At 71.2% G+C, this 20,733-nt stretch carries 20 protein-coding genes and 2 pseudogenes; 16 read left to right on the plus strand and 6 right to left on the minus strand.

The features are described from left to right. The first annotated feature begins 266 nt into the window (after positions 1-266). Positions 267-1,334 (plus strand): LuxR C-terminal-related transcriptional regulator, encoded by a 1,068-nt coding sequence (locus tag QFZ76_RS27510; RefSeq protein WP_307676227.1) that lies wholly within the window; start codon positions 267-269, stop codon positions 1,332-1,334. Here the strand turns inward: QFZ76_RS27510 and QFZ76_RS27515 are convergent. Together QFZ76_RS27515 and QFZ76_RS27520 are read right to left on the minus strand one after the other, a co-directional pair. Next, positions 1,297-2,313 carry a helix-turn-helix transcriptional regulator gene (locus tag QFZ76_RS27515; RefSeq protein ID WP_307676228.1) on the minus strand — a complete coding sequence of 339 codons (1,017 nt, stop codon included), beginning with the start codon at positions 2,311-2,313 and terminating at the stop codon, positions 1,297-1,299. The genes QFZ76_RS27510 and QFZ76_RS27515 overlap by 38 nt on opposite strands. Continuing rightward, positions 2,310-3,320, minus strand: coding sequence for a helix-turn-helix transcriptional regulator (locus QFZ76_RS27520; protein ID WP_307676229.1), 1,011 nt, complete (start codon positions 3,318-3,320; stop codon positions 2,310-2,312). The genes QFZ76_RS27515 and QFZ76_RS27520 overlap by 4 nt, the downstream gene beginning before the upstream one ends. Before the next feature lie 154 nt (positions 3,321-3,474). Here QFZ76_RS27520 and QFZ76_RS27525 point away from each other — a divergent pair, with 154 nt between their 5' ends. Continuing rightward, entirely contained in the window at positions 3,475-3,690 is a 216-nt protein-coding gene (locus QFZ76_RS27525; protein ID WP_307676230.1) for a hypothetical protein, read from the plus strand. After that, the gene (locus tag QFZ76_RS27530) at positions 3,687-4,022 is read left to right on the plus strand and encodes a hypothetical protein (RefSeq protein WP_266436247.1); all 336 of its coding nucleotides are present in this window, start codon (positions 3,687-3,689) and stop codon (positions 4,020-4,022) included. The genes QFZ76_RS27525 and QFZ76_RS27530 overlap by 4 nt, the downstream gene beginning before the upstream one ends. A gap of 278 nt (positions 4,023-4,300) precedes the next feature. Here QFZ76_RS27530 and QFZ76_RS27535 read toward each other — a convergent pair whose 3' ends face one another. Next, complete coding sequence (locus QFZ76_RS27535; RefSeq protein ID WP_307676231.1) at positions 4,301-4,714, minus strand: pyridoxamine 5'-phosphate oxidase family protein; 414 nt, start codon at positions 4,712-4,714, stop codon at positions 4,301-4,303. Between the two features lie 132 nt (positions 4,715-4,846). Here QFZ76_RS27535 and clpB point away from each other — a divergent pair, with 132 nt between their 5' ends. Beyond that, positions 4,847-7,444: an ATP-dependent chaperone ClpB gene (gene clpB, locus QFZ76_RS27540; RefSeq protein WP_307676232.1), complete on the plus strand. Its 2,598-nt coding sequence runs from the start codon at positions 4,847-4,849 to the stop codon at positions 7,442-7,444. 87 nt (positions 7,445-7,531) lie between these two features. On the opposite strand, the gene QFZ76_RS27545 is transcribed toward clpB, so the two are convergent. Further along, on the minus strand, positions 7,532-8,023 hold the full coding sequence (locus QFZ76_RS27545; RefSeq protein ID WP_307676233.1) for a hypothetical protein: 492 nt from the start codon (positions 8,021-8,023) through the stop codon (positions 7,532-7,534). 159 nt (positions 8,024-8,182) lie between these two features. Here QFZ76_RS27545 and QFZ76_RS27550 point away from each other — a divergent pair, with 159 nt between their 5' ends. Next, complete coding sequence (locus QFZ76_RS27550) at positions 8,183-8,710, plus strand: YbjN domain-containing protein (protein WP_307676234.1); 528 nt, start codon at positions 8,183-8,185, stop codon at positions 8,708-8,710. Positions 8,711-8,835: 125 nt separating this feature from the next. Here the strand turns inward: QFZ76_RS27550 and QFZ76_RS27555 are convergent. Then, positions 8,836-9,359, minus strand: a pseudogene (locus QFZ76_RS27555) (ATP-binding protein). Between the two features lie 176 nt (positions 9,360-9,535). On the opposite strand from QFZ76_RS27555, the gene QFZ76_RS51865 reads away from it, so the two are divergent. Together QFZ76_RS51865 and QFZ76_RS27570 are read left to right on the plus strand one after the other, a co-directional pair. Next, a complete protein-coding gene (locus QFZ76_RS51865) occupies positions 9,536-9,856 on the plus strand; it encodes a DUF397 domain-containing protein (protein WP_373464540.1) in 321 nt (106 codons plus the stop codon). 281 nt (positions 9,857-10,137) lie between these two features. Next, a pseudogene (locus tag QFZ76_RS27570) lies at positions 10,138-10,494 on the plus strand (hypothetical protein); the annotation flags it as partial. Between the two features lie 80 nt (positions 10,495-10,574). Here QFZ76_RS27570 and QFZ76_RS27575 read toward each other — a convergent pair. Further along, a complete protein-coding gene (locus tag QFZ76_RS27575) occupies positions 10,575-11,765 on the minus strand; it encodes a pyridoxal phosphate-dependent aminotransferase (protein WP_307676235.1) in 1,191 nt (396 codons plus the stop codon). A 129-nt stretch (positions 11,766-11,894) separates the two neighbouring features. Here QFZ76_RS27575 and QFZ76_RS27580 point away from each other — a divergent pair, with 129 nt between their 5' ends. The 9 genes from QFZ76_RS27580 (at position 11,895) to QFZ76_RS27620 (ending at position 20,625) form a co-directional block, all read left to right on the plus strand. Continuing rightward, positions 11,895-12,230 (plus strand): hypothetical protein, encoded by a 336-nt coding sequence (locus QFZ76_RS27580; protein WP_307676236.1) that lies wholly within the window; start codon positions 11,895-11,897, stop codon positions 12,228-12,230. Between the two features lie 437 nt (positions 12,231-12,667). Further along, entirely contained in the window at positions 12,668-13,225 is a 558-nt protein-coding gene (locus tag QFZ76_RS27585) for a DUF2617 family protein (RefSeq protein WP_307676237.1), read from the plus strand. Between the two features lie 194 nt (positions 13,226-13,419). Further along, positions 13,420-15,057 carry a polyamine aminopropyltransferase gene (locus QFZ76_RS27590; RefSeq protein WP_307676238.1) on the plus strand — a complete coding sequence of 546 codons (1,638 nt, stop codon included), beginning with the start codon at positions 13,420-13,422 and terminating at the stop codon, positions 15,055-15,057. A 100-nt stretch (positions 15,058-15,157) separates the two neighbouring features. Then, the gene (locus QFZ76_RS27595) at positions 15,158-15,955 is read left to right on the plus strand and encodes an SRPBCC domain-containing protein (RefSeq protein ID WP_307676239.1); all 798 of its coding nucleotides are present in this window, start codon (positions 15,158-15,160) and stop codon (positions 15,953-15,955) included. A gap of 163 nt (positions 15,956-16,118) precedes the next feature. Continuing rightward, complete coding sequence (locus QFZ76_RS27600; protein WP_307676240.1) at positions 16,119-16,907, plus strand: aldose 1-epimerase; 789 nt, start codon at positions 16,119-16,121, stop codon at positions 16,905-16,907. Between the two features lie 10 nt (positions 16,908-16,917). Next, on the plus strand, positions 16,918-17,466 hold the full coding sequence (gene pyrE, locus QFZ76_RS27605) for an orotate phosphoribosyltransferase (RefSeq protein ID WP_307676241.1): 549 nt from the start codon (positions 16,918-16,920) through the stop codon (positions 17,464-17,466). A 119-nt stretch (positions 17,467-17,585) separates the two neighbouring features. After that, the gene (gene fbaA / locus QFZ76_RS27610) at positions 17,586-18,617 is read left to right on the plus strand and encodes a class II fructose-bisphosphate aldolase (RefSeq protein WP_307676242.1); all 1,032 of its coding nucleotides are present in this window, start codon (positions 17,586-17,588) and stop codon (positions 18,615-18,617) included. A 66-nt stretch (positions 18,618-18,683) separates the two neighbouring features. After that, the gene (locus tag QFZ76_RS27615) at positions 18,684-20,150 is read left to right on the plus strand and encodes an MFS transporter (protein ID WP_307676243.1); all 1,467 of its coding nucleotides are present in this window, start codon (positions 18,684-18,686) and stop codon (positions 20,148-20,150) included. A 61-nt stretch (positions 20,151-20,211) separates the two neighbouring features. Continuing rightward, a complete protein-coding gene (locus QFZ76_RS27620) occupies positions 20,212-20,625 on the plus strand; it encodes a DUF3151 domain-containing protein (RefSeq protein ID WP_307676244.1) in 414 nt (137 codons plus the stop codon). The last annotated feature ends 108 nt before the right edge of the window (positions 20,626-20,733 follow it).

Below are 20,733 nucleotides of genomic sequence, written 5' to 3' on the forward strand. Positions count from 1 at the left end.
CACGCGGAACAGGGGTGCGGGTGGGGTGCCCGGGGCGAGTGGCGCCGCGGAGTGTCGTGGCTGTGGCGGCGCGGGTTCCGCCGGGTGCCCGGCGGGTACTGAACACCACCGTCAGCTTGTTGCAACCCGACTGGCGGAGGCGTGGATCTAGTGGGGCATACCGGTGCTTTCTCCCTGCTGAGGCGGGAGGAGCTGTGTTGCGGAGCGGGTCGGGTCCGCGCATAGTTGCGCTGCGGAAGACGCTGGAACCGGGGGTGGGATGGGCGATGGCCGGGCACGGGGCGGATGAGCATCCACATGGTGCCGACCGACTGTGCGAGGCCGGGGATCGCGTGTATTCCCGGGCCGTGCGGCGGGGCCGCGTGCCGCGCGAGGACGCCGAGCCGGTGCCCTGCCTGCTGGATCTGGCCCTGCTCCACCCGGACCCCGACGACATGGCCTGGCTGGTGCCGACGGCACCCCAGGAGGTCATGACACGGCTGCTGCGCGGACTGTACGACGAGGTCAGCGCCAGTCAGCGGCGGGTGGGCTCGGCGGTCGCGGCCTTCGAGTGGTACGCGGGTCTGGGACCGCAGCGGCAGGCGGCCGCCGCCGAGGGCGGCGCGATCCGCGTCCTCGACGGCCTCTCCCGCATCCAGGCCGCGATGGACGAGGCGACGGAGGCCTGCACGACGGAGGTCCTGACCGTCCAGCCCGGCGGCATCCGCCCCGAGCACGAGCTGACGGAAGGCCTGCACCGGGCCTTGGCGCTGCGCGGCCGGGGCGTTCGCATGCGCGATCTGTACACGCACGTGGCGCGGCACGGGCAGGGCCTGCTCAACTACCTGGAACTGATGGGCGGCACGGTCCAGGCGCGCACGCTGGACGAGGTCATCGACCGCCTCATCCTCTTCGACCGCACGGTCGCCTTCATCCCGGCGAACCCGGACCGCACACTGGCCCTGGAGCTACGGCATCCGGCCCTGGTGCAGTACCTGGTCACGGTCTTCGAACGCCTGTGGCGCCTCGCGCTCCCGCTGACCGCCCCCCTCCCCGACACCGGCATCAAGGGCATCTCGCACCGGGAGCAGTCCATCGCGGCGCTGCTCGCGGAGGGCCACCAGGACGCGGTGATCGCGGAACGGCTGGGGATCAGCGTCCGGACCTGCCGGGCGCACATCGCGCGGTTGTCGGAGACGCTCGGCGCGGCCAGCCGTACGCAACTGGGCGTCCGCATCGCCCAGGTGGGCCTCGACGGTACGTCCCGTCCGGCCGACGTGGCAGCGGCGGCGGGCTCGGGACCGCCGGCGGCCTCGCTCACCCTTCCTGATCAAGGATCCCGGACCGTCCGATGAGGTAACCGAGCTGCGCCCGACTCTCGCTGCCGAGAGTCGAGGCGAGTTTGGCGATGTGCTCGCGGGCGGTGCGGATGTTCAGGCCGAGGCGGTCGGCTATGACGGCGTCGGTGTGGCCCTCGATCAGCAGGGCGGCTATGGCTCGTTGGCGGGGGGTGATGCCGTTCAGGGTGACCTGCTGGACCGCTTGCGGGTACATGGGCGTGGCCAGGTGCCAGAGGCGGTCGAAGGTGGTGGCGAAGAAGTCGACGAGCGCCGGGTGGCGGACTTCCAGGGCGAGCCCGCGGTCCTTGCTGGCCGGGACGAAGGCGACCGCGTGGTCGATCACGACGAGGCGCTCGGTGACCTGGTCGAGGGTGCGTGCCTCGGCGTCGCCGTTCAGCTGCTCGTAGCGGGCGATCACGGCGGGGGAGTGGCGCTGCGTGTGCTGGTAGAGGGTGCGGATGCGGCCGCCGCGGTCGAGCAGGGCCTGGTCGCGGCCCAGGCTCTGGGCCAGGCGGGCGGCGGGATTCCGGCCGTCGTAGGGCTGGATGGCGAGCAGTTCGCGGGAGGCGTCCGCCATGGCCTTGGTGATGGCCTCGTTGATCCGGTCGAGTCCGCCGAGGACGGTGATGCCCGGCAGGTCCGCGGTCGCCGTGTGCCGCCCGTCGATCCGCATGAGCGGCTCGAAGGTCTCGGCCAGCCGCTGCTCGCGCCGGCGTTCGTCGGCGATGCGGCCCGCCGTGGTGCGCAGCATCCGGTGCAGGGCGACGGCCGGAGGGACGGGCTCCAGCCGGTTCAGGTCCTCGACTGCGGGGTGCAGAAGCCCGAAGTCGACCAGACAGGGCGCCGCTTCCGCGTCGGCCGCGCTCACGTGCCCTTCGCGCAGGGCGGCCTCGTACAGCTCCCTTGCCGCCACGCAGAGGTCTTCCGCGCCGTGCTCCTGGTGCGGCGCGCCGACTTCCTCCGTCGCGGTCGTGGGGGAGTGGGCCTCGCTCACGGATGGCCGTCTTCCTTCGGGCCCGCGTGTTCCTGGTCCAGGATCCCCGACTGCGCGATGAGAAAACCGAGTTGTGCCCGGCTCCCACTGCCCAGGGCTGCGGCGAGTTTGGCGATGTGAGCGCGGCAGGTGCGGACGTTCATGCCGAGTCGCCTGGCGATCGCCTCGTCCACGTGGCCGTCGATGAGGAGCTTGGCGATGGTCCGCTGGACGCCGGTGATGCCCTCGGGTGTCGATTCGTACCGGACCTCGTCCATGAGGGGGGTCGCTCGCTGCCAGAGCTGCTCGAAGACCTTGGTGAGGTACTGCACGAGACCGGGGTGGCGCAGTTCCAGGGCGACCGTCCGGTCGTCCTGTGCCGGGATGAAGGCGACCGTGCTGTCGCAGATGATGAGCCGCTCGATGAGTTCCTCCAGCGTGCGGATCTCCACCTTGGCGCCGGCCATCTTGTCCATGTACGCGTAGGTGCTCTGGCTGTGCCGGACCGTGTGCTGGTACAGGGTGCGCATGGAGATGCCGCGCTCGATCAGTGGCTTGCTGCGCTTCAGTGCCTGGCTGAGGATGTGCTCCGGCCGGCTGCCGCCGGGCTGGACCGTCAGGACTTCGGTGCGGGCCTCGGCGATCGCCACGTCGAGCGCCGAGTGGATGCGGTCGATGCCTTCCAGCACGGTGATGGCGTGCGTGGTGGCGGGTTTCTGGGCACTGATCTCCAGGAACGGCTGGAAGGTGCCCGCGAGGTCGAGGGTGAGCCGGCGGCGGTCCTGGATCTCGCGTTCCAGGGGCTGGAGTTGCTGAGCCAGCACGACGGACGGCGGAACCGGACGGAGCCACTGGGCGTCGTCCGGATCGGGGTGGAGCAGCGCGAACTCGAGCAGACATGGGGCAGGCTCGACCTCACGGCGAGAGACGCGTCCGGCGCCGAGAGCGGTGGCATAAATACGCGCACCTTCCGCACATAGGTCGGCTATGCCATGCGGATGTATCCCTTTTGTACTCTTCGATGGCAAATCTCCACCCCCCAGGGTCCTGAACGTGCAGGAACATGATGCATCTCTTGTGTGGCATTGACGTGCCTGAATGAGCCATCGTCTTGTTTCACGGGGGAGAGGAAGCCATCAAGTGAGGACGAAGCCGACTATGAAAAAGAGAATGCTTCGCTCGGTGCTTGCCACTGCCTTCGTTGTTGCGCTGGCCAGCGGTATGGCCGGTCCTCTCGACGTCGGCTGGGCGAGTCCCACTGGAGAGGCGAGCAAGGCCGCGGTGAAGGACGTCGGCTGGGCGACTGTCGCCGGTGCCAGCGAGGACGTCGGCTGGGGGACCCCCCTCGGTGCCAACGGTGACGTCGGCTGGTCCACCCCGGCGGGCGCGGACGCATGACCACTCCACCCGACGACCGCTCCTTCCGCCGCGAAATGGCCACCGCCTACCGCTCGGGATGGCACTTCATCGACCTTGTCACCGCGATCCCCCACGCCGGTGACTCGCTGATGGTGACCGTCTTCGGTGAGCCGGTCGTCGTGACGCGCGACGAGGACGAGGACGTACGGGCCTACCGGTGCCTGAGGAAGCCCCGGGGCGCGCCGCAGCCTGTGCGGTGTGCCATTCGGTACGGAATGATCTTTGTGAACCTGGACCAGCGGGACCATCGACTGGTGGAGTCGGACACTCCGCCCGTAAGGACCATCTCAGCCACCCCCCGCAGTGCCTGACGCGATTCCCCCGTCGTAACAGATCGCTCAGGTGCTTCCCCCCGCAGCGGCGTCACCGTGACCTGAACACGGTGACGCCGCTGCAGTTTTACGGGACATTTCCGGGTATCGGGTGAATCGAGGTGTGGCCGAAAGCGGTCGATCTTGCGTACGGGGCGGGCTTCGGCGGCCCTCAAAGACCGACCGTTCGTCCTCTTTCCCTCGCCCGGTCCCTCGGCCCGGTTCCTGGTCTGGCCTCTCGGCCCGGCCACCGGCCACCGGCCTCTCGGCCCCGCCCCTCAGCCCCGCCCCATCGCCCGCGTCAGTGCGATCTCGATGACCACCCGCGTCGGGTTCGGGCGCGGTGCGTGCCCGTAGCGCTCCTCGTAGTGGCGCTCCGCCTCCGCGACCTGTTCCGCCTCCGTGCGCACGAGCGCCCGCCCCTCCAGCGTGGCCCAGCGGCGGCCGTCGACCTGGCAGACCGCGACCAGGGCCCCCGCCGGCCCCGCCGCCAGGATGTTGCGGACCTTGGTGCTCTTCTTGTCCGCGATCACCCGAGCCAGACGGCCCTCGGGGTCGTATGTCACTCCGACGGGTACTACGTGCGGGCTGCCGTCCGGGCGTGGTGTGGTCAGGGTGCACAGATGTCGTTCGCGCCAGAAGCTGAGGTACGGCGCGTTCGGGGCACCCGGGTCCTGAGGGTATGCGGCCATGGTCCGGAAGTTAGCCGGTCCAGGACCCCCACCGGACACCTTGAGTGGAATAGACTCAACTTTGTGTACGTTGATTGAGTCACTGTGAGACGGGACGGCTGACGCAAGGACGCCGAGGAGGAGACAGCGAACGTGGACGCCGAGCTGACCAACCGGAGCCGGGACGCCATCAACGCGGCCGGCAACCGGGCCGTGACCGAGGGGCACCCGGACCTCACCCCGGCCCATCTGCTCCTGGCGCTGCTGCAGGGGCAGGAGAACGAGAACATCGTCGATCTGCTGGCCGCCGTCGACGCCGACCAGGCCGCCGTGCGGGTCGGCGCCGAGAAAGTGCTGGCCTCGCTGCCCAGCGTGACCGGGTCCACCGTCGCGCCCCCGCAGCCCAACCGCGAACTGCTCGCCGTGATCGCGGACGCCCAGGAGCGGGCCAGGGACCTCGGCGACGAGTACCTCTCCACCGAGCACCTGCTGATCGGCATCGCCGCGAAGGGCGGCCCGGCCGGGGACGTACTCTCCGGGCAGGGGGCCACGGCGAAGAAGCTGTCGGAGGCCTTCCAGAAGGCAAGGGGAGGACGCCGCGTGACCACCGCCGACCCCGAGGGCCAGTACAAGGCCCTGGAGAAGTTCGGGACCGACTTCACCGCCGCCGCGCGGGAGGGCAAGCTCGATCCCGTCATCGGGCGGGACCAGGAGATCCGCCGCGTGGTGCAGGTGCTGTCCCGCCGGACCAAGAACAACCCCGTGCTCATCGGTGAGCCCGGCGTCGGCAAGACCGCCGTGGTCGAAGGGCTCGCCCAGCGGATCATCAAGGGCGACGTGCCCGAGTCCCTCAAGAACAAGCGGCTCGTCGCGCTCGACATCAGCGCCATGGTCGCCGGGGCGAAGTACCGCGGTGAGTTCGAGGAGCGGCTGAAGACCGTCCTCGCGGAGATCAAGGACTCCGACGGGCAGGTCATCACCTTCATCGACGAGCTGCACACCGTCGTGGGCGCCGGAGCCGGCGGGGACTCCTCGATGGACGCCGGCAACATGCTCAAGCCCATGCTCGCCCGCGGTGAGCTGCGCATGGTCGGCGCCACGACCCTGGACGAGTACCGCGAGCGGATCGAGAAGGATCCGGCCCTGGAGCGCCGCTTCCAGCAGGTGCTGGTCGCCGAGCCGAGCGTCGAGGACACCATCGCCATCCTGCGCGGGCTCAAGGGCCGCTACGAGGCCCACCACAAGGTCGTGATCGCGGACAGCGCGCTGGTCGCGGCCGCGACGCTCTCCGACCGGTACATCACCTCCCGCTTCCTCCCCGACAAGGCCATCGACCTGGTCGACGAGGCGGCCTCCCGCCTCCGCATGGAGATCGACTCCTCGCCCCTGGAGATCGACGAACTCCAGCGCGGCGTCGACCGGCTGAAGATGGAGGAGCTCGCGCTGGTCAAGGAGACAGACCCGGCCTCGCGGGAGCGGCTGGAGCGGCTGCGGCGCGATCTCGCCGACAAGGAGGAGGAGCTGCGGGGCCTGACCGCCCGCTGGGAGAAGGAGAAGCAGTCCCTCAACCGCGTCGGCGAGCTGAAGGAGAAGCTCGACGAACTGCGGGGCCAGGCCGAACGGGCCCAGCGCGACGGCGACTTCGACACCGCCTCCAAGCTGCTGTACGGCGAGATCCCCACCCTGGAACGGGACTTGGAGGCCGCCTCGCAGGCCGAGGAGGAAGCCTCCAAGGACACCATGGTCAAGGAGGAGGTCGGCGCCGACGACATCGCCGACACCGTCGCCGCCTGGACCGGCATTCCCGCCGGGCGCCTCATGGAGGGCGAGACGCAGAAACTCCTGCGCATGGAGGAGGAGTTGGGCCGTCGCCTCATCGGGCAGAAGGAGGCCGTGCAGGCCGTGTCGGACGCCGTACGGCGCACCCGCGCCGGCATCGCGGACCCCGACCGCCCGACCGGCTCCTTCCTCTTCCTCGGCCCCACCGGCGTCGGCAAGACCGAACTCGCCAAGGCCCTCGCCGACTTCCTGTTCGACGACGAGCGGGCCATGGTCCGCATCGACATGAGCGAGTACGGCGAGAAGCACACCGTGTCCCGGCTCGTCGGCGCCCCTCCCGGCTACGTCGGCTACGAGGAGGGCGGCCAGCTCACGGAGGCGGTGCGGCGGCGGCCGTACAGCGTCGTCCTGCTCGACGAGGTCGAGAAGGCGCACCCGGAGGTCTTCGACATCCTCCTCCAGGTGCTGGACGACGGCCGCCTGACGGACGGCCAGGGCCGAACGGTGGACTTCCGCAACACGATCCTGGTCCTCACCTCGAACCTGGGCAGCCAGTTCCTCGTCGACCCGATCACGAGCGAGGCGGAGAAGAAGGAGCAGGTGCTGGAGGTGGTCCGGTCCTCCTTCAAGCCGGAGTTCCTCAACCGGCTCGACGACCTGGTCGTCTTCTCGGCCCTGACGAAGGACGAGCTGAGCCGGATCGCCCGCCTCCAGATCGACCGCCTCGCGGTGCGCCTCGCCGAGCGCCGCCTCACCCTGGAGGTCAGCGAGGACGCTCTGGCCTGGCTCGCGACCGAGGGCATGGACCCGGCCTACGGCGCCCGCCCGCTGCGCCGCCTCGTCCAGACCGCCATCGGCGACCGGCTCGCCAAGGAGATCCTCTCCGGCGAGATCAAGGACGGCGACACGGTCCGGGTGGACACGTTCGGGGACGGCCTGATCGTCGGGCCGTCGACCGGCAAGACGCTCTGAGCGGACGAACGGCACGGGCGGGGTGGCCGGTCTTCCCGGCCCCCGCCCGGGTCTCGGTCTCGGTCTCGGTCTCGGTCTCGGTCTCGGTCACAGCGTGAACGCCACGAACCGCACCCGGGACCAGTCGGGCCCGTCGTGAGTGATGTCCACCTGTACGGCGCCGTTGCCGCCGGACTCCCCGGGGCCCAGGTTCAGGCAGAGGTCGGCCGTGGCCTCGCCGCACTGCGAGGTCCGCGGCTCGGGCCCGTCCCGGTACGTGGCCGCCAGCCAGCCGCGTACCTCGTCGCGGGGCATACGGAAGCGGGCGTCGTAGCGGGTGTCAATGCCGGACTGCAGCTCGCAGGCGGCGTCGTCCGCGCCGGAGGGCAGCTTCGCCCCGCCGAAGGCCAGCGCCTCCGCGCAGGGTGCCTTCTCGACCCCGGTCCGTGCGGTGTCGTCCGTGAACAGCCACAGGAGGAGCAGCACGAGCGCTCCCGCCACCAGCAGGCCCGGTAACGCCAGGATCGCCGCGAACACGCCCCAGCGGGTCCTGCCGGGCGTCCTCGGCTGCGTCACGGGTTCGTCGCCGCTCCGCGTCATGAGTTCCCCCTTCGCCGGGTACCCGTCGGTACCTGCTTGCTGCACCTGCTTCCTGCTGACCGGATCATGTCAGCCCGTGGCTCACAGACTCGCCTGGGCTTGCCACCCCCCTCCCCGCATGGGGGAGGATGGCAGGATCCGTACGAAGGGAAAATCACGGTGACCATCGACCCGTCCTCGATTCCGAACTTCGGGGGCCAGCCCGAGCCGCAGCCGTCAGGTCCGGCGGGCCCCGTCGTCCCGGATCAGGACCTCGTGAAACAGCTCCTCGACCAGATGGAGCTGAAGTATGTCGTCGACGACGAGGGTGACCTCGCGGCGCCGTGGGAGCAGTTCCGTACGTACTTCATGTTCCGTGGTGAGGGTGACCAGCAGGTCTTCTCGGTGCGGACGTTCTACGACCGCCCCCACAAGATCGACGAGAAGCCTCTGCTGCTGGAGTCCATCGACGACTGGAACCGGCGCACCCTGTGGCCCAAGGTCTACACGCACACGCATGACGACGGCACCGTCCGTCTGATCGGCGAGGCGCAGATGCTGATCGGCACCGGCGTCAGCCTGGAGCACTTCGTCTCCTCCACGGTCAGCTGGGTGCGGGCCGCCATCGAGTTCGACAAGTGGCTCGTCGAGCAGCTCGGCCTTGAGCAGGAGGTCAACGAGGCGGAGAAGCCCGAAGAGGACGAGTAGTCCCCCCGGGCCCGTAACGGCCTGTACCGCCCGTAGCGGCGAAAGAGAGCCCGGCCAGGGCGCCGACCACCACGGTCGCGTGCCAGGGCCGGGCTCTCGCCGTCCACAGCCTGTGGGAAACCTGGTCAGCCCGCGGACCTCGCTGCCGCCTCGACGGCTACCTCCGCCCATACCGTCTTGCCTACGGGCCGGCGAGGCGCCGACCCCCAGCGCACGGCCAGGACGTCCACCAGGAGAAGTCCTCGACCCGACTCGCCCTCCGGGTACGACGACGGCGGGGCCGTGGGCGGCTGCTTCGCGGCGGCGTCCGCGACCTCGATGCGAACGAGGCCCGCGCAGCCACGTCGAGGGCGAGCCGGAGGCCGAAGTCGCGTCCCGGAACCCGGCCGTGCTGTACGGCGTTCGCGGTGAGTTCGCCGACGACGAGGGCGACCGCGCACGAGACGTCCGACGCCGGCGGGTAGCCCCACACCTCCATGCGCCGGACGGCGAGGTGTCGGGCGAGGTGCGCGCCCCGCGGCGAGCAAACGAACTGCTCGGCGAACACGGGAAGTTCGCGTGCTTCGTCGACGAGCGCGGCGGTTTCCGCCGCAACGGGCGCGGCGCTCCGCCCTGGCTCGTCTCCCGGGGTGGTCGTTCCTGTCAGCACGGCTTGTCCGTCCTTGTCTGTCGAGCTGAGGCGTCCCGCGGCGAATGCGAGTCGTCACGTTCCGTGCTCAAGAGTCGACCGATCGCCCTACGCTCGACAGGTGACACAGCCTTACTTTTCAACCCGTAAGGAACGGAAGTGACGCCTTGGCCAACGGAATTGACCCCAGTGCGTCGATGGCGGCGCTGTTCGGCGCGCGGGTACGCAGGCTCCGTACGGCGGCCGGACTGACGCAGGCCGAGCTTGGCGACAAGACGCACGTGGTGAGCACGCGGATCACGCAGATCGAGCGGGCGTCCGGGGCGAAGCCGACGCTGGAACTGGCGCGTGCGCTCAATCAGGCAGGGGGCGACTGCGTGGAGGTGGCCGACGGGTTCCGAACGGCCGTCGTCCCCGTCCGTGACAGCAAGGTCCCGCACGGTCCGGCGCTGTGCTTCGAAGCCGCCTCCTGGGCCGCCTTCATAGGTGAGTTGAAGGCCGGCCGCCACCGTTCCTGAGTTGGCCGGGACCCGGCCACCGTCCGCGTTCCGGGCTCGCCGGGCCCTTGTCCGCGAGGGTCCGGCGGGCCACTGACCTCCTGAAAGAACCGGGAGAAAGAACTACCCGCCCACCCACCCTCCCCGCCCGCGAAGCCCGCGTCACCCGTCCGAGTGACTGGCTTGCAGGGGCGGGATACGGGCGGTTACGTTCGCCGCGACAACCGCAAACAGATACGGCCCCCGGCCGGGACTGGCATCCCGAACGAGGGCCTGACCAACCAGGAAGTAGCACCTTCCCGATGGCTGACCCGCAGTCTAACGCGCCCCTGCGCGCCGACGCCGGAGCACCAACCTCCGGCGTGATTCACGTACGCACCCGCCTCACGGCCGACTTCACCGTGATCTCCAACGCCCTCGCCCAGCGACGCGGCAGCGCGGTCACGATCGGCGTCGCGGTGTACATCCTCTCCCTGCCCACCGGCACCCCCGTGACCATCGCCGCCCTGTGCGAGCACTTCACCGAGGGCGAGATCCTCATCTCGCGGGCGCTCAGGGAACTCGAAGCGGCCGGATACCTGGAGCGCCGCCGCGAGCGACTGTCCACCGGGCAGATCCGCACCCGCACGTACTTTTACGACGTCCCCGGCGGCGATCCGCATCGCCAGCACGCGGCGGATGCGGGTGCTGGATCATGCGGCGCAGTGCCTCGGTGACCAGGTGGGGGGTCTCGTGGCTGTTAGGCGGCCAGCGTCTTGAGTCGGGAGGCCGCCTCCTCCAGCACGCCTGTCCGCTTGCAGAACGCGAAGCGGACAAAGGGTGCGCCCTGCTCACGGTGGTCGTAGAAGACCGCGTTGGGGATCGCGACCACCCCGCAGCGCTCCGGCAGCGCACGGCAGAAGGCGAAACCGTCGCTCTCACCAAGGGGCCGGATGTCGGTGGTGATGAAGTACGTGCCGGCCGGGCGGAAGACCTTGAAGCCCGCCCGCTCCAGGCCGCCCGCGAGCAGGTCCCGTTTGGCCAGCATGTCCGCGCGGAAGTCCGCGAAGTACGAGTCGGGCAGGCGCAGGGCCTCGGCGACGGCGTACTGGAAGGGCCCCGAGGTGACGTACGTCAGATACTGCTTCGCCGAGCGGACGGCCGCCACCAGCCCCGGGGCCGCCGTCACCCACCCCACCTTCCAGCCGGTGAACGAGAACGTCTTGCCGGCCGAGCCGATCGACACCGTCCGCTCGCGCATCCCCGGGAGGGTCGCCAGCGGCACGTGCTCGGCCTCGTCGAAGACCAGGTGCTCGTACACCTCGTCCGTCACCACGAGCAGGTCGCGCTCGACGGCCAGCTCGGCGATCGCGGTGAGCTCCTCGCGGGTGAGGACGGTGCCGGTCGGGTTGTGCGGGGTGTTGATCAGCAGCAGCCGGGTGCGGTCCGTGACGGCGGCGCGCAGCTCGTCGAGGTCGAGACGGAAGCTTCCCTCGTACGGGCGCAGGGTGACCGGCACGCGCGTGCCGCCCGCCATCGCGATGCAGGCCGCGTACGAGTCGTAGTACGGCTCCAGGGCGACCACCTCGTCACCCGGCTCCACCAGCCCCAGCAGCGCGGCGGCGATGGCCTCGGTCGCGCCCGCGGTGACCAGCACCTCCGTGTCCGGCTCGTACGACAGGCCGTACCGGTGTTCCTGGTGCGCGGCGATCGCCGTCCGCAGCTCGGGAACGCCCGGGCCCGGCGGGTACTGGTTGCCGCGGCCGTCGCGCAGCGCCCGCACGGCCGCCTCCCTGACCTCCTCGGGCCCGTCCGTGTCGGGGAAACCCTGACCCAGGTTGATCGATCCGGTCTGCAGGGCCAGGGCGGACATCTCCGCGAAGATCGTCGTCCCGAACTCGGCGAGCCGGCGGTTGAGGAGGGGGCGTGCGCTGGAGGTCATGCCGGTCATCCTGCGCCCAAGCTCTGGAGTTCCTCAACTCTGCTTTGGGCGGGGTGAGGGAGGGGCATCTCCACGGCACGCACCAAGCGAGGCGCCCACGGGGGGCCGCTTCGGGGGAATCGGAAGGAGGGTGACGCCATGGTCATCGGCATCATCCTGGCGATCGTCTGCTTCGTCCTTGTCGGGACGCTCATCGCCATCGGCGCCGGCCGCCGGCGCCACACGGTACGACCGGCGGGCCGCGGTGGTGGCCACGGCCGGCGGTCGTCGGGTGGCAGCCACAACAGCAGCGCCGGCGACAGCAGCTGGTGGGTCGCGAGCGGCATGGGCGGCATCGGCGACAGCGGCTCGGGGTCGTCCGACGGCGGCTCGTCCGGCGGCCACTCCTGCGGCGGTGGCAGCTCGTCGTCCTGCGGGGGCGGCTCGTCGTCCTGCGGTGGCGGCGGGGGCGGATGCGGCGGAGGAGGCAGCTGACACGGGGCAGCTGAGCTCCTCCGAGGAGGAACCGCATCCGCACCGGGGGACGGGGGACGGGGGAAGCGGGGGAGACGGGGGCGCGGACACCGACCGGGTCGGTCTCCGCGCCCCCGTCCCGTGTGCCGCGCCCGGTGTGCATAACAGAGCTCCGGCGCACGCTCCGGCCGCCCCGGCGCACGCCGTGGTTGAACAGTTGAGCTGTGGAGCCCTCTGAGGGATGGAAACCCCACGAAGTTGGGTAAAAACCCTGTGACGGCGCCACAGTTCATGATTCCCTCTAAATCACCAACGCGGCCCCGGGTGCTGTCGGCAGGACATCCCGCGGACACCCGACCCGACACTCCGACCGGGCCGACCGGGCCGAATTCCCGGGTGCCGACCGGGGTGCGCCGGAACCACACCTCCCTTTCTTTGCGTGCTAGCGGAGCCGACCCATGCTCACGACCCTGAAGACCTCCTACACCGACACGCGCGCGGCCGACCTGGCCTGGGCCCTGGGGCGCGAACCGCTCCCCGCCCTGGCCACGCTCGACCTCGAACTGACGGGCGCACAGCTTCAGTTGAGACTCCTCGGCGCATCCCACCAGGTGCTCCTGGAGGAGGAACGGGGCAGTTGTTCGGAGACGGTCGCGTGCATCCCGGGCAGCAGCACACCGCTGCCGCTGGGCGTGGCCAAGCGGGTGGGCGACTGGGAGTACGAGTTCGCGGCCCGGGTCGAGGTCCTCTCGCCCGGCTCCTTCGCGGGCCGCGCCCAGGAGTTGCTGGCCCTGGTCGCCGACCATCCGCACGGCCTCGCGGGCGTCTTTCCCGGCAGCCCGCACGCCTTCACGGCGCTGCTGGCCCAGCGTCACGAGGGGCACGTGCACTGGCGGACCTGGCATGCCTACCCGCAGGACGGACACCTGGTGGCCACGCGGACGCGGGTGGGGGTGCGGGTGGCGCCGGCCCAACCCGGCCCGCGCGAGGCCCGGCTCAGCCCGTCAGGCGTCTGAGGGCCCCGACTCAGCTGCCTGTCCGGCGCCTAGAGATCCCGAATCAGCCCCTCCTGCGTCTGAGGATCCCGGAATCCGGGTGGTCCCGATCCCGATCGGGGCTGCCCGGATCCAAACCCGGGTGGCTCAATCGACCGACAGTTCCACACGTGTGGGTGACGAAGCGTTCCGTCGCAGTGACGTAACGTCGCAGCGTGATCGAACCGCACGCGCCCGCCCCGCCCGGCACCACGCCGCCCTGGGCGGGCCCCGCGCGGCTGCCCGTCCGCCCCGGCACGGGCCGGTTCCTGGTCCTCGCCTGCGTCTTCGTCTGCGCGTCGTGCGGATTGGTGTACGAGCTCCAACTCGTCGCCCTGGCCACCTATCTGATCGGAGACTCGGTCACCCAGGCGTCCGTCGTCCTGTCCGTCATGGTCTTCGCGATGGGCATCGGCTCCCTCGCCGCCAAGCGGCTGCGATGGCGGGCGGCGGCCGCCTTCGGCGCGGTGGAGGCGGCACTCGCCCTGGTCGGCGGGTGCAGCGCGATGGCCCTGTACGCCGTCTTCGCCTGGACCGGCGACTGGGGCGGCCTGTGGGCGAGCGGCCCCCGCTGCCTGCTGGTCGCCTTCTCCCTGGCCATCGGCCTGCTGATCGGCGCCGAGGTCCCCCTGCTGATGGAGCTGATCCAGCGCATCCGGCGCCAGGACGCGGGCGGCGCGGTGGCCGACCTGTTCGCGGCGGACTACGTGGGCGCACTGGTCGGCGGCCTGGCCTTCCCGTTCCTGTTGCTCCCGCTGCTGGGCCAGTTGACCGGCGCCCTGCTCACCGGCACGGTCAACCTCATCGCCGGCGGGGCGCTCGTCCTCGGCCTGTTCGGCCGCGACCTGACCCGCCGCGCCCGCTGGCTCCTGCTGCTCACCAACGTGGCCGTGTTCGCCGTCCTCGCCACGGCCGCCGTCCTCGTCGACGACTTCGAGCGGGCCGCGCGGCACGCGGTGTACGGCCAGGACGTACGGGTCGCGCTGCAGAGCGACGTCCAGGAGATCGTCCTCACCGGCGGCACCGACGGCCGCCCCCTCGACCTCTTCCTCGACGGCCGGCTCCGCGTCAGCGGACGCGACGAGCACCGCTACCACGAGGCCCTGGTCCACCCCGCGATGAACGGCCCGCACGCGCGCGTGCTCATCCTCGGCGGCGGCGACGGACTCGCCGCCCGCGAGGTCCTGCGGCACGAGGGCGTCCACCGGGTCGACATCGTCGAACTGGACGAGGCGGTCGTCCGGCTCGCCCGCCGCGACCCGCCCCTCGCCAGGCTCAACGGCCACGTCTACGGCGACCCGCGCGTCCACGTGAGAACCGCGGACGCCTTCCACTGGCTGCGCGGGGCGCCGCCGGCGACGTACGACGTGGTGATCGCGGATCTGCCCGACCCGGGCATCACGGCGAGCACGAAGCTGTACTCGCAGGAGTTCTACGGCCTCGCGCGGCAGACGCTGGCGGACGGTGGCCGCCTGGCGGTCCACGCCGGTCCGGTCGCCTCCCGTCCCCGCGTCTTCTGGACGGTGGACACGACCATGCGCGCGGCCGGCCTGCGGACCGCCCCCTACCGCGTCGGCGGCCGCGACTCCGGCTTCGCCGCGGGTCCCGACCGCTCGGCCGGCGCGTCCAGGGCCCCGCGCGACTGGGGGTTCGTCCTCGCGGCACCGGGCGAGCGGCCGGCCCTGCGGCTCGACCCTGCCGGGCCGCGGCCGCGGACGATGACCCAGGCGACCCTCGCGGCGGACGCGCGGGCGGCCGCGAGGGGCAGGGTGGAGGGGTTGCCGGCTTCGACGCTGGTGCATCCGCGGTACTGAGGGGCCAGGACGAGGGCTTGCAAGAGGGCCGGCACCGACGCGCGGGCACTTTCGACCAACGGGGGTGCACGACGGCGCTCACTGGGTAGTCTCGGCTGACATGGAGCATGAGGTGTTCGTTCCGGTTCCGGTCGATCGGCTCAGGGAGGCGCTGGCCGACCCCGCGCGGGTCGCCCGGGCGGTCCCCGGGCTCCAGCAGGACGCCGGTGCCGAACCCATCGCGGGGCGGCTGAAAGTGCGCGTCGGCAGTCACTCCGTCACCTACCGCGGCTCCGTGCGGGTCTCCGGGCAGGACGACGGTTCGTACGCCGTCGAGGGCGATGCGGTCGAGGCGCGCGGCACCGGGGCGGTCAAGCTCGCGCTCACGATTCGTGTCCGGGAGGCGGACGAGAGTTCGGACTCCGGCTCCGGCTCCACGGTGACGTTTGACGGTACGGCGTCGGCGGACGGCCGCGTCACGGAACTCCCGCCGGATGCGGTGGCGTCGGCGGTGGGACGGCTGCTGAGTCGGTTCGCCGAGAATCTGGGCGCTGCGGCGGAGGAGCCGCAGGAGCCGGAGGCCACGAAGGCACCCGAGCCGGAAGCGCCCGAGCCGGAAGCCGCCCCTGAACCCCCCTCCGTCTTCGAGACCGAGGTCCCTCCGCCGCCCCTGTCCGACGCCTCCGAGGACCTCACGGAGCCCGTCGTGCCGCCCGCCGAGGCGGCGCATGCGCGGCGGACGATGATCGGGCGCAGTGCGGAGGAGGTCGACCACGCGCCGCCGCGGGGGCGGTACGCGCCTGTTCCCGCGCCGCACACCGGCGGGGCGAACTCGGCGCTGCGGTGGGCTGCGCCGGCTGCGGCGTTGGTGCTGGCTTCGGCGGTCGTCGTGGGCAGGGCGTTGCGTCGGCGTCGCTGACGTCGCTGAACAGTGGCCCGGCGTCGGGGCTGGGCCGGGGTGGGTCGCGCTGCCCGGCGCTGACGGGGTGCCGCGCCTCTTTGGGTCGGGAGCCGCCCCGGCGGCACGACTGCCCGCAGCTGGGGCGGTCCCGCCCTCTTGATCAGCCCAGTAGGGTCGTCACGTGAGTAGCGAAGACATCAGGCTGACCGCGGGTGACGCGGAAGTGATCGTGCAGCCGGGGAACGGTGGCCGGGTGGGAGGGCTCCGCGTCGGTGGGGTCGAACTCCTGCGGCAGGGCGAGCGGTTCGGCTGCTTCCCGATGGTTCCCTGGTGCGGCCGGATCAGGGACGGGCGGTTCCGGGACGGGGTGACCGTCCATCAGATGCCGCTGAACAACCCGCCGCACGCCATCCACGGCACCGTGCGCGAGGGCGTCTGGCGCACGGCCCGCGTCACCGGGGACGAGGCGGTCATCACGTACGACCTGGTCGAGCCGTGGCCCTACCCGGGCCGCGTCACCCAGGTCGTCGCCCTCGCCGAGGACGCCCTGACGCTGACCATGTCCGTGGAGACGTACGACTCGTCCTTTCCGGCCCAGATCGGCTGGCATCCCTGGTTCAACCGGAACCTGGGGCAGGAGGACGCACAGCTGGACTTCAGCCCCGCCTGGCAGGAGGAGCGCGGCGAGGACCATCTGCCCACCGGCAACCGGCTCGACCCGAAGCCCGGCCCCTGGGACGACTGCTTCGGCATGCCCGGCGGTGTCGACGTCACGCTCACCTGGCCGGGGCAGCTGGAGCTGAAGGTGGCCAGTCGCGAGGAGTGGGTCGTGGTGTACGACGAGCAGGAGGCGGCCGTGTGTGTGGAGCCGCAGACCGGGCCGCCCAACGGGCTGAACACGCTGCCGCGCCTGGTCACGCCGTTGGAGCCGCTCGAAGCCGCCACCACCTGGACCTGGCGCCGCCTCTAAGCTGACAGGCATGAGTGACGTACGCGGCGAGCTGCTGCAGCAGATCAAGGACAAGGCCGTGGTGCACGGCAAGGTGACCCTGTCGTCGGGTCTCGAGGCCGACTACTACGTCGACCTGCGGCGCATCACCCTCGACGGGGAGGCCGCTCCGCTGGTCGGGCAGGTGCTGCTCGACCTGACCGCCGACCTGGAGTTCGACGCGGTGGGCGGGCTGACCATGGGCGCCGACCCCGTCGCCGCGTCGATGCTGCACGCGGCGGCCGCTCGCGGCAGGAAGCTCGACGCCTTCGTCGTACGCAAGGCCGCGAAGGCGCACGGGCTGCAGCGGCGGGTCGAGGGCCCGGAGATCGCGGGCCGCCGGGTGCTGGTCGTCGAGGACACCTCCACCACCGGCGGTTCCCCGCTGGCCGCCGTGGAGGCGGTGCGCGAGGCCGGTGCCGAGGTCGTCGCCGTGGCGACGATCGTCGACCGGGCGACCGGGGCCGCGGAGAAGATCGAGCAGGGTGCGGGGGTCCCGTACCGCTTCGCGTACTCGAAGGACGAGCTGGGTCTGGACTGACCGCAGGATGGACCATCCGCCCAAGTCTGGAAAGATGGGGCCGACGATGACGTCACCCTCAAGGTCTAGGTCAGGGCCGTAGTAGCAGAACGCCAACCCGCATACCAAGGAGCGGTCAGATGCCCATCGCAACCCCCGAGGTCTACAACGAGATGCTCGACCGGGCGAAGGCAGGCAAGTTCGCCTACCCGGCCATCAACGTGACCTCCTCCCAGACCCTGCACGCGGCCCTGCGCGGCTTCGCGGAGGCGGAGAGCGACGGCATCATCCAGATCTCGACGGGTGGCGCCGAGTTCCTGGGCGGTCAGCACAGCAAGGACATGGTGACCGGTGCGGTCGCCCTGGCCGAGTTCGCGCACATCGTCGCCAAGAAGTACGACATCACGGTCGCCCTGCACACGGACCACTGCCCGAAGGACAAGCTCGACGGGTACGTGCGCCCGCTGCTGGCCGTGTCCGAGGAGCGGGTCAAGGCCGGGCAGAACCCGCTGTTCCAGTCCCACATGTGGGACGGCTCCGCCGAGACCCTCGCCGACAACCTGTCCATCGCCCAGGAGCTCCTGGAGCGCGCCCGCGCCGCCAGGATCATCCTCGAGGTGGAGATCACCCCGACCGGCGGCGAGGAGGACGGCGTCTCGCACGAGATCAACGACTCCCTGTACACGACGGTCGACGACGCCGTTCGTACCGTCGAGGCCCTCGGGCTCGGCGAGAAGGGCCGCTACCTGCTGGCCGCGTCCTTCGGCAACGTCCACGGCGTGTACAAGCCGGGCAACGTGGTCCTGCGTCCCGACCTGCTCAAGGAGCTGAACGAGGGCGTCGCCGCCAAGTACGGCAAGCCGGCCGGCTCGCAGCCGTTCGACTTCGTGTTCCACGGCGGCTCCGGCTCCACCGCGGAGGAGATCGCGACCGCGCTGGAGAACGGCGTCGTCAAGATGAACATCGACACCGACACGCAGTACCACTTCACGCGCCCGGTGGTCGACCACGTGTTCCGCAACTACGACGGCGTCCTGAAGGTCGACGGCGAGGTCGGCTCCAAGAAGACCTACGACCCGCGCACCTGGGGCAAGCTGGCCGAGGCCGGCATGGCCGCGCGCGTCGTCGAGGCCTGCGGACACCTGCGCTCCAGCGGCACGAAGATCAAGTAACGCGTACCCGATCACGATTACGGCGACCCCGGTGCCACGGCACCGGGGTCGTTGTATACCTGGGGCATGCCCGATGTCCGGCTGGCCTCGCCGCAAGGCAAGTGGATCCTGTTCACCACCGTTCTCGGCTCCAGCATGGCCCTGCTGGACTCGACCGTCGTCAACGTCGCCCTGCCCCGCATCGGCCGCGATCTCGACGCGGACCTGGCCGCCCTCCAGTGGACGATCAACGCGTACATGCTGACGCTGGCCGGGCTGATCCTGCTCGGCGGCTCCCTCGGGGACCGGTTCGGGCGCCGGAAGGTCTTCGTGATCGGCGTGCTCTGGTTCGCCGCCGCCTCCCTGCTGTGCGGGATCGCCCCGAACGCCGAGTTCCTCATCGCCGCCAGGGCGCTCCAAGGGGTCGGGGGCGCGCTCCTCACGCCGGGTTCGCTCGCCATCATCCAGGCGTCCTTCCATCCCGACGACCGGGGCCGGGCCGTCGGCCTGTGGTCCGGGTTCGGCGGGGTCGGGGCGGCGGTCGGGCCGTTCGTGGGCGGCTGGCTGGTGGACGGGCCCGGCTGGCGGTGGGTGTTCCTGCTCAACGTGCCGCTGGCGCTGCTGTGCGCGCCGATCGCCGTACGGCATGTTCCGGAGTCGGGGGACGGACGTAAGCACACCCGGTTCGACGTGCTGGGAGCGGTGCTCGGCGCGTTGGCGCTCGCGCTGGTGACGTATGCGCTGATCGAGGCCCGGTCGGGTTCTTTCGTCGTCGTGCTCAGCGCCGTCCTCGGTGTGGCCGCTGCCGTGGTCTTCGTGCGGGTCGAGCGGCGCAGGGCCGATCCGATGATGCCGACGGACATCTTCGCGTCCCGCCAGTTCACCGCGGTCAACCTGGTCACGCTGTGCGTGTACGCGGCCTTCGGCGGCTTCTTCTTCCTGGCCGCGCTCCAGCTCCAGGTGGTCGTCGGCTACTCCGCCCTCGGCGCCGGTACGGCACTGCTGCCCACGACCGCCCTGATGCTGCTGTTCTCCGCCCGCTCCGGCGCCCTGGCCGACCGCATCGGGCCGCGCATCCCGCTCACCGTCGGGCCGCTGCTGTGTGCCGGCGGGATGCTGCTGATGCTGCGGGTCGGTCCTGAGGCGTCGTACCTCGTCGACGTGCTGCCCGCGCTGCTGGTCCTCGGGCTGGGGATGGTCACCCTGGTCGCGCCGTTGACGGCGACCGTCCTCGGGTCCGTGGACACCGCGCGGGCCGGGCTGGCCAGCGGCATCAACAACGCGGCGGCCCGGGCGGCCGGCCTGATCGCGGTGGCGGCGCTGCCGCTGATCGCCGGGATGGGCGAAGAGGCGTACCGGTCGCCGGGGGCCTTCGACGACGCGTTCGGGCGGGCGATGACGGTGTGTGCCGGGGTGCTGGTGGTGGGGGCCGTAGTCGCGTTCGCGACGGTGCGGACGCCTCCGGCGGGCTGTCGTAGGCCGGAGTGCCGGACGCACGGGTCCGTGACGGCGCCGCCGCTGGAGGGGGAGCGGGCGCGGAAGCGGCTGGCGTAGCGGCGTGACTGTCCTCACCGCGCGTCGCTCCGTCCCGCGCCGGATGGAGGAGACTTGGCCCATGTCCATTCACGAAAACCTCCTCGGGGGACCGCCCCCGACCCACCTCCCCGACGACCCGGAACCGCGCGAGCTGCTCGCTAACGGCACCGCGCCCGCGGACGTCGCCGCGAAGTACCCGACCTCCTCGCTGGCCTGGGCCCAGCTGGCCGACGAGGCCTTCGAGCGGGGCAGCGTCGTGGAGTCGTACGCCTACGCCCGCACCGGCTACCACCGCGGCCTGGACAGCCTGCGCCGCAACGGCTGGAAGGGCCACGGCCCGGTCCCCTGGGAGCACGAGCCGAACCGTGGCTTCCTGCGCGCCCTGCACGGCCTCGCCCGCGCCGCACAGGTGATCGGCGAGCAGGAGGAGTACGAGCGCTGCTCGCAGTTCCTGAAGGACTCCTCCCCGGCGGCCGCCCAGACCCTGGGCTGAGACGTTCCTCCGGTACGGCCCGCCTGCGCGATCAGGCGGGCCTTGCCTTTTCGGCGGAGCATCGAAGAAGATGCCCGGCGGGGACCGGGGCCCCCGTGTCGGTAACGG

This window comes from Streptomyces sp. V4I2, assembly GCF_030817655.1.
Lineage (GTDB): Bacteria > Actinomycetota > Actinomycetes > Streptomycetales > Streptomycetaceae > Streptomyces > Streptomyces plumbiresistens.

Coding starts and splice junctions, on each gene's coding strand:
- QFZ76_RS27510 (WP_307676227.1), top strand. CDS start 267: ATGGCCGGGCACGGGGCGGATGAGCATCCACATGGTGCCGACCGACTG.
- QFZ76_RS27575 (WP_307676235.1), bottom strand. CDS start 11,765: ATGACCGGCATGACCTCCAGCGCACGCCCCCTCCTCAACCGCCGGCTC.
- QFZ76_RS51865 (WP_373464540.1), top strand. CDS start 9,536: ATGGCGGCGCTGTTCGGCGCGCGGGTACGCAGGCTCCGTACGGCGGCC.
- QFZ76_RS27585 (WP_307676237.1), top strand. CDS start 12,668: ATGCTCACGACCCTGAAGACCTCCTACACCGACACGCGCGCGGCCGAC.
- QFZ76_RS27595 (WP_307676239.1), top strand. CDS start 15,158: ATGGAGCATGAGGTGTTCGTTCCGGTTCCGGTCGATCGGCTCAGGGAG.
- fbaA (WP_307676242.1), top strand. CDS start 17,586: ATGCCCATCGCAACCCCCGAGGTCTACAACGAGATGCTCGACCGGGCG.
- QFZ76_RS27530 (WP_266436247.1), top strand. CDS start 3,687: ATGACCACTCCACCCGACGACCGCTCCTTCCGCCGCGAAATGGCCACC.
- QFZ76_RS27545 (WP_307676233.1), bottom strand. CDS start 8,023: ATGACGCGGAGCGGCGACGAACCCGTGACGCAGCCGAGGACGCCCGGC.
- QFZ76_RS27615 (WP_307676243.1), top strand. CDS start 18,684: ATGCCCGATGTCCGGCTGGCCTCGCCGCAAGGCAAGTGGATCCTGTTC.
- QFZ76_RS27535 (WP_307676231.1), bottom strand. CDS start 4,714: ATGGCCGCATACCCTCAGGACCCGGGTGCCCCGAACGCGCCGTACCTC.
- pyrE (WP_307676241.1), top strand. CDS start 16,918: ATGAGTGACGTACGCGGCGAGCTGCTGCAGCAGATCAAGGACAAGGCC.
- QFZ76_RS27620 (WP_307676244.1), top strand. CDS start 20,212: ATGTCCATTCACGAAAACCTCCTCGGGGGACCGCCCCCGACCCACCTC.
- QFZ76_RS27580 (WP_307676236.1), top strand. CDS start 11,895: ATGGTCATCGGCATCATCCTGGCGATCGTCTGCTTCGTCCTTGTCGGG.